Source organism: Methylopila sp. Yamaguchi (genome assembly GCF_002897035.1).
Taxonomy (GTDB): Bacteria; Pseudomonadota; Alphaproteobacteria; order Rhizobiales; family Methylopilaceae; genus Methylopila.
Map to the genome: position 1 here is coordinate 1 of NZ_BAUX01000023.1, position 14,537 is coordinate 14,537.

The 14,537-nt window shown below is 70.6% G+C and carries 16 protein-coding genes and 1 tRNA gene; 2 read left to right on the forward strand and 15 right to left on the reverse strand.

Annotation, left to right across the window (positions count from 1 at the left end; all coding sequences use genetic code 11):
• On the forward strand, positions 1-464 hold a 464-nt coding region (locus METY_RS19465; protein WP_103123054.1), incomplete at its 5' end, for an alpha-ketoglutarate-dependent dioxygenase AlkB.
• A 5-nt stretch (positions 465-469) separates the two neighbouring features.
• Here the strand turns inward: METY_RS19465 and METY_RS19470 are convergent.
• Complete coding sequence (locus METY_RS19470) at positions 470-1,282, reverse strand: metallophosphoesterase family protein (RefSeq protein ID WP_103123055.1); 813 nt, start codon at positions 1,280-1,282, stop codon at positions 470-472.
• 183 nt (positions 1,283-1,465) lie between these two features.
• Positions 1,466-1,771, reverse strand: a complete 306-nt coding sequence (locus METY_RS19475; RefSeq protein WP_103123056.1) for a hypothetical protein — start codon at positions 1,769-1,771, stop codon at positions 1,466-1,468.
• Positions 1,772-2,008: 237 nt separating this feature from the next.
• On the opposite strand from METY_RS19475, the gene METY_RS19480 reads away from it, so the two are divergent.
• A complete protein-coding gene (locus METY_RS19480) occupies positions 2,009-2,701 on the forward strand; it encodes a DUF2161 domain-containing phosphodiesterase (RefSeq protein ID WP_103123057.1) in 693 nt (230 codons plus the stop codon).
• A 104-nt stretch (positions 2,702-2,805) separates the two neighbouring features.
• On the opposite strand, the gene METY_RS19485 is transcribed toward METY_RS19480, so the two are convergent.
• The 13 genes from METY_RS19485 to METY_RS19540 form a co-directional block, all read right to left on the reverse strand.
• Positions 2,806-2,881 (reverse strand) — tRNA-Phe (locus METY_RS19485).
• Between the two features lie 74 nt (positions 2,882-2,955).
• Positions 2,956-4,191 carry an SLC13 family permease gene (locus METY_RS19490; RefSeq protein WP_103123058.1) on the reverse strand — a complete coding sequence of 412 codons (1,236 nt, stop codon included), beginning with the start codon at positions 4,189-4,191 and terminating at the stop codon, positions 2,956-2,958.
• Positions 4,192-4,301: 110 nt separating this feature from the next.
• The gene (locus tag METY_RS21675; RefSeq protein ID WP_103123059.1) at positions 4,302-6,473 is read right to left on the reverse strand and encodes a calcium-binding protein; all 2,172 of its coding nucleotides are present in this window, start codon (positions 6,471-6,473) and stop codon (positions 4,302-4,304) included.
• A 409-nt stretch (positions 6,474-6,882) separates the two neighbouring features.
• Complete coding sequence (gene yacG, locus METY_RS19500; RefSeq protein WP_103123060.1) at positions 6,883-7,110, reverse strand: DNA gyrase inhibitor YacG; 228 nt, start codon at positions 7,108-7,110, stop codon at positions 6,883-6,885.
• 7 nt (positions 7,111-7,117) lie between these two features.
• Entirely contained in the window at positions 7,118-7,741 is a 624-nt protein-coding gene (locus METY_RS19505; RefSeq protein ID WP_103123061.1) for a Maf family nucleotide pyrophosphatase, read from the reverse strand.
• A 66-nt stretch (positions 7,742-7,807) separates the two neighbouring features.
• Entirely contained in the window at positions 7,808-8,026 is a 219-nt protein-coding gene (gene infA / locus METY_RS19510) for a translation initiation factor IF-1 (RefSeq protein WP_020186778.1), read from the reverse strand.
• 163 nt (positions 8,027-8,189) lie between these two features.
• Entirely contained in the window at positions 8,190-8,606 is a 417-nt protein-coding gene (locus METY_RS19515; protein WP_020186779.1) for an arsenate-mycothiol transferase ArsC, read from the reverse strand.
• 52 nt (positions 8,607-8,658) lie between these two features.
• Positions 8,659-9,147: a UPF0262 family protein gene (locus tag METY_RS19520; protein ID WP_103123062.1), complete on the reverse strand. Its 489-nt coding sequence runs from the start codon at positions 9,145-9,147 to the stop codon at positions 8,659-8,661.
• A 26-nt stretch (positions 9,148-9,173) separates the two neighbouring features.
• Complete coding sequence (gene hisD / locus METY_RS19525; RefSeq protein ID WP_103123063.1) at positions 9,174-10,463, reverse strand: histidinol dehydrogenase; 1,290 nt, start codon at positions 10,461-10,463, stop codon at positions 9,174-9,176.
• Between the two features lie 6 nt (positions 10,464-10,469).
• Entirely contained in the window at positions 10,470-10,916 is a 447-nt protein-coding gene (locus tag METY_RS19530) for a DUF2948 family protein (RefSeq protein WP_103123064.1), read from the reverse strand.
• Positions 10,917-11,026: 110 nt separating this feature from the next.
• Positions 11,027-12,316, reverse strand: coding sequence for a UDP-N-acetylglucosamine 1-carboxyvinyltransferase (gene murA, locus METY_RS19535; protein ID WP_103123065.1), 1,290 nt, complete (start codon positions 12,314-12,316; stop codon positions 11,027-11,029).
• 105 nt (positions 12,317-12,421) lie between these two features.
• A complete protein-coding gene (locus METY_RS21305) occupies positions 12,422-12,595 on the reverse strand; it encodes a hypothetical protein (protein ID WP_200819742.1) in 174 nt (57 codons plus the stop codon).
• Positions 12,596-12,635: 40 nt separating this feature from the next.
• A complete protein-coding gene (locus METY_RS19540) occupies positions 12,636-14,423 on the reverse strand; it encodes a hypothetical protein (protein WP_103123066.1) in 1,788 nt (595 codons plus the stop codon).
• Between the last annotated feature and the right edge of the window lie 114 nt (positions 14,424-14,537).

Genomic DNA, 14,537 nt, shown 5'->3' on the forward strand with positions numbered 1-14,537 from the left:
GGATGACCAACCTCGGCCCGCTCGGCTGGGTCTCGGACAAGGGCCGCGGCTACCGCTACCAGCCGACGCACCCCGTCACCGGCGCTCCCTGGCCCGCGATCCCCGCTATGCTTCTGGACGCCTGGCGCGATATCGGCGGCTACGACCTGCCGCCGGAGGCCTGCCTGCTGAACTGGTACGAGCCCGGCGCGAAGATGGGCCTGCACCAGGACCGCGATGAGCAGGACCTCGCCGCCCCGGTGGTCTCGGTCTCGCTTGGAGACAGCGCCACCTTCCGCATCGGCGGGACGGCGCGCTCGGACCCCACGCGCTCGTTCCGGCTGGCGTCCGGCGACGCGATGGCGCTCACGCGCGACAGCCGCCTCGCCTTCCACGGCGTCGACCGCATCCTCGCCGGGACGTCGGACCTCTTGCCCCGGGGCGGCCGCATCAACCTCACGCTCCGCCGCGTCTCAGCGCGGTGAGAGGCTCATCCCAGGATCATCCTCACGCACTCGTCCGGCGCGCGACGTCCGACCCATTCCCGCGGGTTGCCGAGGGAAACCTCATGGAACGGCACGCCGTCCAGCCGGCGCTCCGAGCGCAGGTGGAGATGTCCTGAGACTACGGCGCGCACGTTGAACCGCCGGTGCCAATCCGCGGTCAGGCGCGTGCCGCACCAGGGCGCGAAGCGCGGGATGCGCGGCGCGCGCGCGAGCGCCTCCACCAGCGGCCAGTGGTTGGCGAGCACCAGCGGGACGCCGTCCGCGGCGGCCTCGGCGAGCCGAGCTTCGGTCGCCATGCAACGAGCCCGGCACCAGGCGTCGCGGTCGGGATAGGGGTCGGGCCGCAGCAGGTATTCGTCGGCGCAGCCGACGCCGGTCTCTCGCGCCCAGGCCACGACCTTCTCACGGGCCACGTCGTCCGGCCGGAAGCTGTAGTCGTAGAGCGTGAACAGCGGCGCGATCCGCACGCTGCGCCCGCCGAAGGTCTCCACCGGATAGGGATCCTCCGGCGTCAGCACGCCCCTCGCCCGGCAGAGCGCGACGAAGCGCTCGTAGCGCGCCACGCCCCGGAGCGGCGTGCCGGACGGCAGCGCCCAGAGCTCGTGGTTGCCCGGCAGCCAGACCAGCCGCTTGAACTTGGGCTGCAGCGCGTCGAAGGCGAACTGCAGGTGCGCCTCGGTTTCGCCGACGTCGCCGGCGAGGATCAGCCAGTCCTCCGGCCGCGGGCGGATCTCGGCCAGCGCCGCCCGGTTCGCCTCGGCCGCGAGGTGCAGGTCGCTTATGGCGTGGAGCTTCATTTCGGGCGTTCCTGCGCGCGACGCGGGACGCGCGACGAACGGGAGGGCGAGCGGAGCGGGATTTATCACCACAGGCCGCGGCGAGGCGCCAGCGGCGGCGGGCCCGCCCCCGCGCGTCAGTCCAAACAAAAAGGGGGCCACGCCCGAAGGCCAGCCCCCTTTTCAGCAGCGCTCAGCCGCCGCTCAGCGTGGCACGACGACGGTCGTCGACGGCCGCTCTTCGACCGTGGTCGTGGAGGAGCCCCCGCTCGGCTCGGTGGTCTTCGAGCGGGTCACCGAACCGTCGGGATTTTCGGTCTTCGTTTTGGTGGTGCGTTCGATGCCGTCGTCCTCGACCTTGGTCTTGGTTCTGGATTCCGCGGGCTGATCGGTCGTGATCACCGTGGTCTGCGCCATTGCGGGCGCGCCCGCGAGGCCGACGGCGAAGGCTGCGGCGGCGCAAACGGCCCCGAGCGGGCGGGCGACGGCGTCGATGTCAAAGCTCTTCATGTGTGTCTCCTCCTTGGCGGCGACCGATTCGGAAGCGGGAAGCCGCGACTCGCCCGCTCCCGGCGATCGGGAACGAGGCGCGCGCGGAAGCCGTGCCGTTTCATTGCGGGGGCTCGATCGCTTTGGGATCGGCCGTTCGCCCTTTCTTGCCCTCGCACGAGAACGTCGGAGGATCGGGAGGGTTCCTGAGCGCCGCGGCGGGGTGAACCGCGATCGGCAAACCGCTATCCTGGCGGGATGGAGACGACGCTCTATCCGCCGGTCAAACGCTTCCTCGAGACTCTCGGCTTCGCCGTGAAGGGCGAGATCGGCGGCTGCGACCTGCTGGCGCTTCGGGACGGCGAACCGCCCCTGGTCGTGATCTGCGAGCTGAAGCAGCGCTTCAACCTCGACCTCGTGCTGCAGGGCGTCGACCGCGCCGCCGCCTGCGACGAGGTCTGGCTGGCGGCCACGGTGGGCCGCGGCAAGGGCGGCCGGGAGCACGACCGGCGGTTTCGTGACCTCTGCCGCAGGCTGGGGTTCGGGCTGCTCGGCGTGACCGCGCGGGGGGAGGTGCAGATCATCCTAAGCCCGGCGGCGCCCGCCCCGCGCCGCGACCCCAAGCGCCGTTCGCGCCTCGTCGACGAACACACCCGCCGCCGCGGCGACCCCGCGGTCGGGGGAGGCTCTCGCGTGCCGATCATGACGGCCTACCGCCAGCAGGCGCTGCTCTGCGCCGCCGCCATGAGCGAGGCCTCCGCCCGCCCCCGCGACCTCAAGGCGGCCGCGCCAAAGGCGGCGACCATCCTCAGGGCGAACGTCTACGGCTGGTTCGTCCGGGTCGACCGCGGCCTCTACGCCCTCACCGACGCAGGCCGCGCCGCGCTCGCCCGCTGGCCGCAACAGGATCTCGCCGCAGCGACGCCAGAGGCCGCCGAGGCGGCGGAGTGATCCGACGGGCCGACGTCGCGCCACGGAACGTCAGGTCACGCGCCTCAAGCCCGCGGTGAGAGCGATAAACTGACCGTAAACGAAAGCTGCGCTCGCAGGGAGCGTGGTGCCCGGAGGCGGACTCGAACCACCGACACGCGGATTTTCAGTCCGCTGCTCTACCAACTGAGCTACCCGGGCAGGGTCCCCACCGGGCCGAGGCGCGGCGGAGCGAGCCGCCTTATAGGGAACAGCTTCCGGCCTGTCCAGCGCCCTCACACCAGGAAAACGCCGACGGCGATCGTGGCGAGCGTCAGCGGCGCGCCGACCTTGAGATAGGTCCAGAAATCGACATCGACGCCGAAGGCGCGGGCGCGCTCGGCGACGATCAGGTTGGCGATCGAGCCGACCAGCGTGAAGTTGCCGGCGAGCGTCGAGGCCATCGCCACCACGAGCCAGGCGCGCTGCGGATCGGCGAGGCCCTTCACGAAGGGCTCCAGCACCAGCACCGCCGGCACGTTGCTGACGACGTTCGACAGGGCCGCGGTGACGAGGCTGAGCACGGCCGTGTCGTCAAGCGCGAGGCGGCCCGCGGCCTTCACCACGTCCGGCGTGATCAGGGCCTTCTCCACGCCCGCGGTGACGACGAACAGGCCTGCGAACATCACCAGCAGCGGCCAGTCGATCTCGGCCCAGACCCGCGCGGGCTTCAGCCGGCGCGTCAGCAGCAGCGCGGCGCCGGCGACGATGGCCGCGGTCGCGATCGGCGCCCCGAGGAAGAAGGCCGCGACCATGACGGCGGCCGCGAGCCCGGTCTTGATCGCAAGCGGGCGGTTCACCTGCGCCCGCCCTGCGGTCGCCGCGTCCTCCGCCGGCGCGAAGGCGCCGTTCGACAGGAACTCGCGACGGAACGCGACCGCCACGAAGGCGATCGTCAACACGAGGCCCGCCGCCGCCACCGGGGCGAGCGTGGCCGCGAAGGTCGCGTAGGGCACGCCCGAGAGCGAGCCGATGATCATGTTCTGCGGGTTGCCGGTGATGGTCGCGACGCTGCCGACGTTGGAGGCGGTCGCGATCGCGATCGCGTAGGGAACCGGGTTGCGCCTGAGCTTCAGGACGAGCGCCATGACGAGCGGCGTCATGACGAGGCACACCGTGTCGTTGACGAGGAAGGCCGACAGCGCGCCCGCGGCCAGGGCGACCGCGACGAGCAGCGTGAAGGCGTGGCGCACGCGCGCGGCGATGGCGGCGTTCACCAGCGCGAAGAAGCCGGAGAGCTTGAGGTTCGCCACCACGATCATCATGCCGAGCAGCAGCACGATGGTGTTGTGGTCGACCGCGGCGAAGGCGGCCTCGGGCGTGAGCACGCCGAGCGCCACCATCGCCGCGCCGCCGGCGAGGGCCGCCCCCGCGCGGTCGATCCGCACGAAGGGCGCCCGGCCGAAGGCGACGACGCCGTAGGTCGCGACGAAGACGAGGACCGCGGCGGCGGTCGTAAGATCGAAGGGCAAGGGCTGAGGTCCGCGGACGACGGCCCGGGGCGGGCGCGCGAGGGGCAACCTAGCGCGTCCGCCGCCGCCCGACAGCGCTCCGGCCCGCGGGGCCGGCGCGCCATGGCGTCTCAGGTGACGATGAAGTCCGTGTTCGACAGCACGACCGAGCCCGCCACCGTGGCGAACTGGATCTGGGCCTGCGCGCCGTCGCCGTCCGGATCGTAGAACAGCTGCCGGGTCGAGGAGTCGAAGATGATGCGGTCGTTCGAGTCGGCCGCCTCCGAGCCCAGCCGGAAGAACGCCGCCGACATGGTGGCCGCCGCCGTGATGCCGGTGAACACCGCGTTCTCGAGCGAGATCTTCTCGCCGGCGGTGAAGTCGCCGATGTAGTCCACGCCCGCAGCGCCCGGCGCGACGTCGAAGCGGAACGTGTCCGTTCCGCCCTCGCCGTAGAGCTGGTCGGAGCCGGCGCCGCCGTTCAGCGTGTCTCCGTCGCCGCCGCCGTAGAGGTAGTCGGAGCCGGCGCCGCCGTTCAGCGAATCCGAGCCCAGGCCGCTCTGGAGATTGTCGGCGCCGCCCAGCCCGTTCAGCGTGTCGTTGAAGATCGAGCCGACGATCGTCTCGCCCGAGGCCGTGCCGTTCACCTTCAGCCAGGCGGCGGCGGGCGTCGTCAGCGAGATCGTCGACGACGATCCGTCCTGGAACGTCACGCGCTCCACGCGCGCCTGAGCGCCCGTGCCGTTGGCGTACTGATCCTGCACGGTGATCTGCTCGTCGCCGAAGCTGATGACGAGGTCGTCGCCGATCACCCGGAAGCTCAGGTCGGAGGACGAGATCTCTGGCGTGAAGCGGATCGTGTCGGTGCCGCCGCCGGGGCTCTCGGCCACCGTGTCGTAGCCGGAGCCTTCCGAGAAGCTGTACGTGTCGTTGTCCGCGCCGCCGACGAGGTAGTCGTCGCCAGAGCCGCCGGTCAGCAGGTCCGCGCCGGCGTCGCCGTAGAGCGAGTCGTCCTCGTCGCCGCCGTTGAGCTGGTCGGCGCCGACGCCGCCGTAAAGCGCGTCCGAGCCGGTCCCGCCGTTGAGCTGGTCGTTGCCGGTCGAGCCGCTGAGGGTGTCGTTGCCCCCTCCGCCGTTCAGCGTGTCGTTGAAGATCGAGCCGCCGAAGTTGTCGCCGCCGTCGCCGCCGTCCCGCACGAGCCAGCTCGACTGCACCGACTTGAGGCTGACCCTGGAGCCGTCCGAATGCTGCAGCGTCTCGACCCGCGCGTCCGCGCCCACGCCGCTCGCGAACTGGTCCGACACGCGGATGTAGTCGGAGCCGTAGCCCAGATAAAGGTCGTCGCCGTCGATCCAGATGTCGACGTCGGCCTTGGCGATTCCCGTGTTCAGCCGGATGAGGTCCGTCCCGCCGTTCAGTCCCTCGGCGATCTCGTCCCGTCCGAAGCCGGGGCCGAAGTAGTAGATCTCGTCCCCGGCCCCGCCGACGAGGTAGTCGTCGCCCGAGCCGCCGGTCAGGCGGTCGTCGTCCGCGCCGCCGTAGAGCTGGTCGTTCTCGGCGCCGCCTTCGAGCGTGTCGTCGCCGGCGTCGCCCTGGAGATAATCGTTGCCGGAGTCGCCGCGCAGCCGGTCCGCGGCTGCGCCGCCGTAGATCGAGTCGCGGCCGGCGCCGCCCGAGAGGGTGTCGGAGAAGATCGAGCCCGACATCGAGTCGCCGCGGGTGGTGCCGGTGCGCGTCAGCCAAGCCGACTGCACGGTGGTCAGGTCGAGCACCGTGTTGTTGGTGTAGCGTAGGTCCTCGACCCGGGCGTTGGCGCCGGCGCCGCTCAGGAACTGATCTTGGATGGTGATCTCGTTGTCGCCGTAGACGATCTTCAGATCGTCGCCTTCCACGTAGAGGCGGACGTTGGAGGCGGTGAAGTTGCCCGAGAAGATCAGCCGGTCGTTTCCGGCGTTCGCCGCCTCGAACACTGTGTCGCTGCCCGAGTTGGCGTCGAAGCGGTAGATGTCGCTCTCGGTGCCGCCTGCGAGGTAATCCTCGCCGGCGCCTCCGTTCAGGTCGTCCTCGCCGCTTTGGCCGTAGAGCGAGTCGTTCTCGCCGCCGCCGGAGAGCTTGTCGTTATCGGCGCCGCCGTCGAGGTAGTCGGCCCCGCCGCCGCCATCGAGCGTGTCGTTCCCGGCGTTGCCGTAGAGGTAGTCGGAGTCCTCGCCGGGGCGCGCCCCAGCCGGATTGGCGGCGACGCCGCCCGAGACGCTCGTCGGCGTGATGGTGTCCGCCGCCCCCGTCCCCGTGAAGGTAGCCATGGTTTCCCCCTTAAACCCGATTTGGTCCGCTGGTTGGGCCCCACATGCCCCCGGCGCCCAAGGCTCGCTTCGCGATGCCAAGGCTCAGATTGGACTCTTTTTGGTTGGACGCACAATAGGGGATACGAGGTATGCGCCTCGAGCGATCCAGAGGCGCGGAACCGGTCGCGCCTGACCGACGGCCCTCGAATGGAGGCGCATTCCTCGACCGGCGGGCGTGCCCGACCCCACTGCCGGCCGTGAGGCGCGCGTTATGGATCGCCGGGGTCACAGGCGTTACCGCGTCGCCTTGGCCAGCGGTCGTTCTTCTGGGAATCGCCCCCCACGCTACGCCTTCGAACGTCCGTGGGGTTCGTCTAGGACGGCAGAGGATCGTCAGTCCAAGCGAACTGCGCGCTTCAGGGCGTCGTCAGGCCTCGTCGTCGTCGTTCGCCGGCCGCTCGACCTCGTCGGCGTCCGGCGTCGGAACCGCGTAGACGCCCTTGAACCAGCGCGACAGATCGATGTCCGCGCAGCGCTTCGAGCAAAAGGGATGGTACTCGGGCAGCGACATCTTCTGGCAGATCGGGCACGGCCGCGGCGACGGTCGGGGCTTCGCCGAGGGCGTGTCGCCAGGGGGCTTCGGCGCGTCGGACATGGCGGCTCTAGGCCTTCGCCAGCCAGCCGCGGTGCAGCGGGTAGCCTTCGCCGACCAGCAGATTGACGGTCTCGTAGAGCGGCAGGCCGACGACGGCGCCGTAGGAACCGCTGAGCTTGGCCACGAAGGCTCCTGCGAGACCTTGGATGGCGTAAGCGCCGGCCTTGCCGCGCCATTCGCCGGAGGCGAGGTAGGCGTCGATCTCCCCTTCCGAAAGCCGCTTAAAGCGTACGCGCGTCTCGACGAGACGGCTCCGCAGCGCGCCCCTGCGGGTGGTGAGGCAGACGGCGGTCGAAACGTGATGGGCGCGGCCGGAGAGCAGGCGCAGGCAGTCCGCGGCCTCCTCGACCGACTCCGCCTTCGGTAAGATCCGGCGGCCGACCGAGACGACCGTGTCCGCGCCCAGCACGAGCGCGCCTGCGAGTTCCGGGTCCTGCGAGGCGAGGGAGGCGCCGGCGAGCGCCTTGGCCTCGGCGAGGCGCAGCGCGAGCGTGCGGGGCCGCTCGTTGCGCTCAGGCGTCTCGTCGAGCGAGGCCGGCAGCAGCGCATCGGGCTTGGCGCCGATCTGGTCGAGCAGCGCGAGGCGGCGCGGGCTCGCGGAGGCGAGGACGAGTTTGGGGCGGTCGGTCATCGGCGGTCGATCATGGACGACGCGCGGCCCCGAGGCGCTCGCCCCTCAGGCGCTTGCGCGCCGCGCTCACTTGAAGCGGTAGGTGATGCGGCCCTTGGAGAGGTCGTAGGGCGTCATCTCGACGAGAATCTTGTCGCCCGCGAGCACACGGATGCGGTTCTTGCGCATGCGGCCGGCGGTGTGGGCGATGATCTCGTGGTCGTTCTCGAGCTTGACGCGGAACGTCGCGTTCGGCAGCAGCTCGATCACGGTGCCCGGAAACTCGAGCAGTTCTTCTTTCGACATGTGATCTCGACAAGTGCGACGGCTGAACGAGCCTGAAATCCAGGCGCAGCCGATCGGAGCGTGACTTAGGAGAGCGCCTGATACCGGAAATAACACGTTTCCACAACTCGCGTGACGACCTCCTCAGGTCGAGCATCGAGAGGGCCGTCGCGCCGTCCGGCCGCTACACCCGCGCCGGGGCGGCGTAGCGGAAGCGGTCCCTGATGCGATCGATCAGGCTGTCGCGCATGGCGCGGTAAGCGTCCATGGTCTGCTCGCGCGACCCGCCGGCCGCGAGCGTCGGGTCCATGGTCGGCCAGTACTCGACCTCCACCGGGAGCCGGCGCGTCAGCTCAAGCGCGGCGTGATGGGCTTCCGGCGCAAGCGTGATGATGAGGTCGAAGTTCAGGTCTTCGAGGTCGTCGAGCGTGTGCGGGCGATGCTTGCCCAGCGTCAGGCCCACCTCGTCGAGGGCGGCCTCCGCGAAGGGGTCGTTTTCCCCCGGCCGGACGCCGGCGGAGGCGACGTAGAGCGAGCGGCCGAAGTAATGGCGGGCCAGAGCTTCCGCGATCGGCGATCGGATGACGTTCTGCCCGCACATGAACAGAACCGATTGGGGACGCCCCTGCTCAGGACCGCCCGACACGGCCGCGTCAGCCCTTCCAGCTCAGGGCTGCGATCAGCGTGAACAGGCGGCGCGCGGTGTCGTGATCGAGCGCGATCTTGCCCTCGAGCCGTTCCGCGAGCAGTTGCGCGCCCTCGTCGTGAAGGCCGCGCCGGCCCATGTCGATCGCCTCGATCTGGCTCGGGCTCGCGGAGCGGATCGCGGTGTAATAGCTCTCGCAGATCAGGAAGTAGTCCTTGAGAAGCTTGAGGAACGGCGTCAGCGACAGGAAGTGCGTGACGACCTCCTCGCCCGACACCCGACGCACGTTGAGCGCCAGCTTGCGGTCGATCAGCGCGATGTCGAGCTTGAATGGGCCCTCCCCGCCGCCGATCGGCTGGAACGCGTTGTCCTCCACCAGGTCGTAGATCGCGACCTGGCGCTCGTGCTCGACCTCGGTCGCCGCACGCCCGATCGACGCGTCGTCGATGGTGACGGCGACAAGTTTGGCTTTGGGGTCGCGTCCGCTCGGGCTCATGGCCGCATCCTATCCGGTCGCGACGCTCAGTTCATGCGGATCGAAACGGAGCGGGCGTGGGCGTGCAGGCCCTCGGCCTCCCCGAGCTTGATCGCGGCGCCGCCCAGCGCCTTTAGCTGCTCCGGCCCGCAGCGCAGGATCGAGGTGCGCTTCAGGAAGTCGAGCACGCCCAGGCCCGAGGCGAAGCGTGCGGTGCGGGCGGTCGGCAGCACGTGGTTCGATCCGCCGACGTAGTCGCCGATCGCCTCCGGCGTGTGGGCGCCAAGGAAGATCGCGCCGGCGTGGCGGATGGCGTCGGAGAGGTCGTCGGCGTCCTCCGCCACGATCTCGAGATGCTCGGGCGCGATGCGATCGGCGAGCGCGGGCGCCTCGTCGATCTGGCCGACCAGGATGATCGCGCCGAAATCACGCCAGCTCGCGCCCGCGATCTCCTTGCGGGGCAGCAGGGCGAGCTGCCGCTCGACCGCCGCCTCGACGGCGTCGGCGAGACTGGAGTCGTCGGTGATCAGGATCGACTGGGCGGAGGCGTCGTGCTCGGCCTGGGCCAGCAGGTCGGCCGCGATCCAGTCGGGATTGCCGGTCCTGTCGGCGATCACCAGCACTTCGGAGGGGCCCGCGATCATGTCGATGCCGACGGTCCCGAACACCCGGCGCTTGGCGGCCGCCACATAAGCGTTGCCGGGGCCCACGATCTTGGCGACCGGCCTGACGGTCGCCGTGCCGTAGGCGAGCGCGCCGATCGCCTGGGCGCCGCCGACGCGGAACACCTCGTCCACGCCCGCGAGCTTGGCGGCGGCCAGCACCAGCGGCGAGAGCTTACCGTCCGGCGCGGGCACGACCATCGCGAGCCGGTCGACGCCCGCGACCTTGGCCGGCACCGCGTTCATCAGCACCGAGGAGGGGTAGGCGGCGGTGCCGCCGGGAACGTAGAGGCCGACGCTGTCGAGCGCGGTCCAGCGGTGGCCGAGCTCGACGCCGATGTCGTCTCGGTAGGTCTCGCTCGCCGGCATCTGGCGGCGGTGGTGGGATTCGATCCGGTCGCGCGCGAAGGTCAGGGCCTTCAGGGTCTCGGGGTCGCAGGCCGAGGCCGCGGCGTCGATCTCGGCGTCGGTCACCCTGAGGCCGACCGCCTCCAAGTCCACGCGGTCGAACCGTTTGGAGAGATCGACGAGAGCCGCGTCGCCGTTGCGGCGGACCTCGTCGAGGATCGTGGCGACCGCAGCGTCGACGTCCTCGGAAACCTCGCGCTTCATGGCGAGCAGGGCGGCGAAGCGGGACTCGAAATCGGCCTCCGCGGAGGACAGGCGCAGGACCATGGGGCGTCAGGCCTCGTCGAGGTCGTGGGTGGGCTCGGCTTTGGCGGCCCAGACCGGGCCGAGGTCGGCGGCGCGGGCCTCGACGCACTCGACCTCGAGCCGAAGGCTGGCGTCGCCGGAAAACACCAGCTCGATGGCGCCGGAGGGCGCCTCGTCCGGCGTAAAGCCGATCGCGAGCAAGTTCAGCACCGCGTCCGGCCGGGAGCGGTCGACGCCCCGGGCCCTCACCGCGGTCACGCGCTCGAAGTGACCCGCGGTGCGCCGGCGCCGGGGCTCGCCCGCGACCCGAAGGTCGAGCCGGTTGCCGACGAAGGCGAAGCGCTTCTCCACCGGCAGGAAGACAAGATCGCCGACCTTGACGACGAAGTCCTGCAGATGGGCGGACAGCACGGCGAGGTCGTCCTCGTCGAGCGCGAGCAGCTTGAGCGGAGCGTCGGCGTCGGGATCTATCATCGGTCCAGCCGGTTCAAGTCTCGAATGACGGAAGATCGGGCAGAGGTAACCGCCGGCGACCCGAACGGCAACCGGGCGTCAACCGCGCGTCAACCCCGGCGCAACCGGAGTTAACCCGAAACGCGCTCGATCAGCGCGCCGCAGCGCGACAGCTTGGCCTCGAGCCGCTCGAAGCCGCGGTCCAGATGGTAGACGCGGTTGACCATCGTCTCCCCCTCCGCGACCAGCCCCGCGATCACCAACGAGACCGAGGCGCGCAGGTCGGTCGCCATCACGGGCGCGCCCTTGAGCCGCTCCACGCCTTCGATCGTCGCGGTGTCGCCGTCGAGGTGGATGCGGGCGCCGAGGCGGGCGAGCTCCTGCACGTGCATGAAGCGGTTCTCGAAGATCGTCTCGGTGATCGTCGAGGGGCCTTTCGCCTTCGCGGTCAGGGCCATGAGCTGCGCCTGCAGGTCGGTCGGGAAGCCGGGATAGGGGGCGGTGACGACGTTGACCGGCGCTATTCCGTGCCCGTTGCGGGCCACGCGAACGCCGTCGTTGAGCTGCGTCACCTCGGCTCCGGCCTCGACCAGCACGTCGAAAGCCGCGTCCAGCAGGTCGCGGCGCGCGCCCTCGAGCACCACGTCGCCGCCGGCCATGGCGACCGCGATGGCGTAGGTTCCGGTCTCGATCCGGTCCGGCAGCACGCTGTGGCGGGCGCCGTGGAGCCGGTCGACGCCGGTGATCACGATGGTCGAGGTCCCAGCGCCCTCGATCTTCGCCCCCATCTTCACCAGGCACTCGGCGAGGTCGACGATCTCCGGTTCGCGGGCCGCGTTCTCGATGACGGTCTCGCCCCTGGCGAGGGAGGCCGCCATCAGCATCACGTGGGTCGCGCCGACGGAGACCTTCGGGAACACGACGCGGCCGCCCTTGAGGCCGCCAGGGGCCTTGGCGATCACGTAGCCGCGGTCGATCTCGAGTTCGACCCCGAGCGCCTTGAGACCGTCGAGGAAGAAGTCGACAGGCCGCGTGCCGATGGCGCAACCGCCGGGCAGCGACACAGTCGCCTCGCCCATGCGCGCGAGGAGCGGGCCGATCACCCAGAAGCTCGCCCGCATCTTGGAGACGAGGTCGTAGGGCGCGGTGGTGTCGACGATTTCCGAGGCGGTCAGCCGCACGGTCTCGCCCAAAAACTCGTCCTGGCCGGCGCGCTTGCCCTCCACCGTCACCTCGCAGCCGTGGTTGCCGAGGATGCGCTTCAGCATCGCGACGTCGGCGAGGCGCGGCATGTTGTCGAGGATCAGCGTCTCGTCAGTCAGCAGACTCGCGATCATCAGCGGAAGGGCGGCGTTTTTCGCGCCGGAGATCGGAATGCGACCGACAAGCTCGGGGCCGCCGACGATGCGGATGCGGTCCATGGAATCTCCTCGAAGCGCCACGAACGGCGGAGCGGCGCGAAACCCGCGGTCTAGCGCAAGCATGCGGCCGGCACAAACGCGCGACGGCGCCGGCTGCGTTTCTCCTCAGCGGCCTTCGTCGTCCATGCCGCCGGAGGCGCGGCGAGAGCGTGCATGGGCTTTGCGCCGCTTGAGGTTCTCGCGAAGCGCCGCCGCGAGTCGCTCCTTGCGCTCCGCCTCGCGGCGGTCGGCGTCGGCGCCCCGGACGGGGCGTTTCGGATCGGGAGCGTCTGTCGTCATGGGAGGATGCTTAGCGCCCCGCCCGTCGTCGCGGAAGCCCTTACGGCGACACCCGAAACGCGCGCAGCGTCGTCCCCCGAGGAAGATCGATCGGCGTGAGCCACGCCGGCGGCGTGGGTCCTAGCGCTTTCGCCACAAAGCCCGTTGGATTCCTCTCGCGCTCGGCCCGCACGCCCGGATTGCCGGGGCACAGCACGACGTAGGCCGCACGGCGCGACAGCGCGACGGCGCGGGCGGTCTCCTCGCTGCCGGTCATCATTTCGATCTGCGCGGCGATGCCGTCGACGTCGCGGTGATAGGGCGCCGCGACCGCCGACAGACGGCTGAAGGCGAGGATGTGGGGGCCGCTGTCGATGTTGTTCAGCGCCAGGCCGGGCGTCAGCGCGTTCAGCGCGCGGTAATCGGCGACCGGACACAGCCGGGCCGCCATGGACGCGGAGGGCTTCGCTGGAAAACCCAAAGCCGCCGCCGCGCCGAGGCCGAGAACAGCGAGCGTCGTGTGGTTGAGCGCGACGAGGCCGAGCGCGCCGCGGAGCGGGCCTCCGGAGCGCGCGAGCGCCGTAATGCAGGCGGCGAGAAAGGGAATCGCGAAGGCCAGAGCGAAGGTCGCCCCGCGCACCTGCCAGCAGGCGACGAGGCAGCTGACCACAAGCACGGCCGTACCGGTCCAGACCCGCCAGCGCGCGCCCCCGGCGCATCGCAGGCTCAGCCACAGCGCCGCGCCGACTCCCGATAGAGCGAGCGTGGCGATGACGAGCGCCGACTGCGGTTCATCGTGAGCGAATGTGAGCGCTCCGCGCGCTTCCGAGACTTGCTCGAGCCACTCCGTCCTGACGATCTCGGGCAACGCCGCGTAAGGGTCGCCGAGACAGGCCGGGGCCACGAAAGCGACGACGAGGACCACCATCACGCCGATCAGCGCGAGGCCGGCGAATCGCGCCGCCGCTCCGTCCCCCGGACTGCGCGTGGCGAGCGCGAGACCGGAGCCGCCGACGACGGCCGCTCCGAGATGCGCGGGGCCGAGAGCGTCGCACACCGGAAGAAGCCAGCGCTCGGGCGCGACATCTATGAGGAAGGCCGCCAGGGTGGCGAGGGCGAAGACGGCGCCGAAAGCCGCAGTCCCACGCGCGACCTCGGGGCCGGTGACGGCCCAACGCAGGGCGATGGCGGCGGCGATCACGGCGACGGTCGGGAGCGTCTCCATGCCGATCGCGAGCATGGCTGCGCCTGCGAGGCCGGCCCCTGCGGCCGCTTTCGCCGAGCGATCGAGCCGCAAGGCGCAGGCGAGCATGATCAGCGCGAGCGCGAGTTGCGGTCCGTGGTGGTCGATCATGCCGGGAGCGAAGCGGGACATCGGCCCCGGCGACATCACGAAAAGGAAGGCGCCGAGCACGCCCGCGCCGCCGAGCGAGCGGGTGAGCGACGCCACGGCGAACAGCGCCGGCAGAAGCGGCAGGGCCGGCCAGACCGTGACCGTGAGCCGAAGCGCGGCGTCGGCCGCCGCGACGCGATCGAACGCCCCCAGCAGCAGCGCGATCGGGAGATCGATCAGGCGCGACCAGTGCATGAAAACGCCGTCCGGCGGATTGAGCCGCCGCTGCAGGAGATCGTACCAACCCTGGCCGGCGAGGAAATCGCGCGCCTCGACGAGCCGCATGGCGTCGTCGGTCGACATGCCCTCGATCGCCGCTGCGTAGCCGACATAGCCGGTGATGACGGCGAAGACAGCCCAGATGAACAGGACGAGCGCGGCTTCCGAGCGACGGTCGCCCTGGAAAAGCACCCTCTGCCGCGCGCCCCCGAGCGGAGCCGCACCCGCCATCGCCATTTCAGATCTCCTGCCTTTGGGAGCAGTTTGCTTAACGAGCCTTAGGAAGCGGTGAACGCTACGAGGTCGTTTCGCCGCCAGAGACGCCGCGCTATGGTCGCCCTCAAGCGCCGG

Coding starts and splice junctions, on each gene's coding strand:
- METY_RS19540 (WP_103123066.1), bottom strand. CDS start 14,423: ATGGCGATGGCGGGTGCGGCTCCGCTCGGGGGCGCGCGGCAGAGGGTG.
- METY_RS19505 (WP_103123061.1), bottom strand. CDS start 7,741: ATGACCGACCGCCCCAAACTCGTCCTCGCCTCCGCGAGCCCGCGCCGC.
- murA (WP_103123065.1), bottom strand. CDS start 12,316: ATGGACCGCATCCGCATCGTCGGCGGCCCCGAGCTTGTCGGTCGCATT.
- yacG (WP_103123060.1), bottom strand. CDS start 7,110: ATGTCCGACGCGCCGAAGCCCCCTGGCGACACGCCCTCGGCGAAGCCC.
- METY_RS19480 (WP_103123057.1), top strand. CDS start 2,009: ATGGAGACGACGCTCTATCCGCCGGTCAAACGCTTCCTCGAGACTCTC.
- METY_RS21305 (WP_200819742.1), bottom strand. CDS start 12,595: ATGACGACAGACGCTCCCGATCCGAAACGCCCCGTCCGGGGCGCCGAC.
- infA (WP_020186778.1), bottom strand. CDS start 8,026: ATGTCGAAAGAAGAACTGCTCGAGTTTCCGGGCACCGTGATCGAGCTG.
- METY_RS19520 (WP_103123062.1), bottom strand. CDS start 9,147: ATGAGCCCGAGCGGACGCGACCCCAAAGCCAAACTTGTCGCCGTCACC.
- METY_RS19470 (WP_103123055.1), bottom strand. CDS start 1,282: ATGAAGCTCCACGCCATAAGCGACCTGCACCTCGCGGCCGAGGCGAAC.
- METY_RS19530 (WP_103123064.1), bottom strand. CDS start 10,916: ATGATAGATCCCGACGCCGACGCTCCGCTCAAGCTGCTCGCGCTCGAC.
- METY_RS21675 (WP_103123059.1), bottom strand. CDS start 6,473: ATGGCTACCTTCACGGGGACGGGGGCGGCGGACACCATCACGCCGACG.
- hisD (WP_103123063.1), bottom strand. CDS start 10,463: ATGGTCCTGCGCCTGTCCTCCGCGGAGGCCGATTTCGAGTCCCGCTTC.
- METY_RS19475 (WP_103123056.1), bottom strand. CDS start 1,771: ATGAAGAGCTTTGACATCGACGCCGTCGCCCGCCCGCTCGGGGCCGTT.
- METY_RS19515 (WP_020186779.1), bottom strand. CDS start 8,606: ATGTGCGGGCAGAACGTCATCCGATCGCCGATCGCGGAAGCTCTGGCC.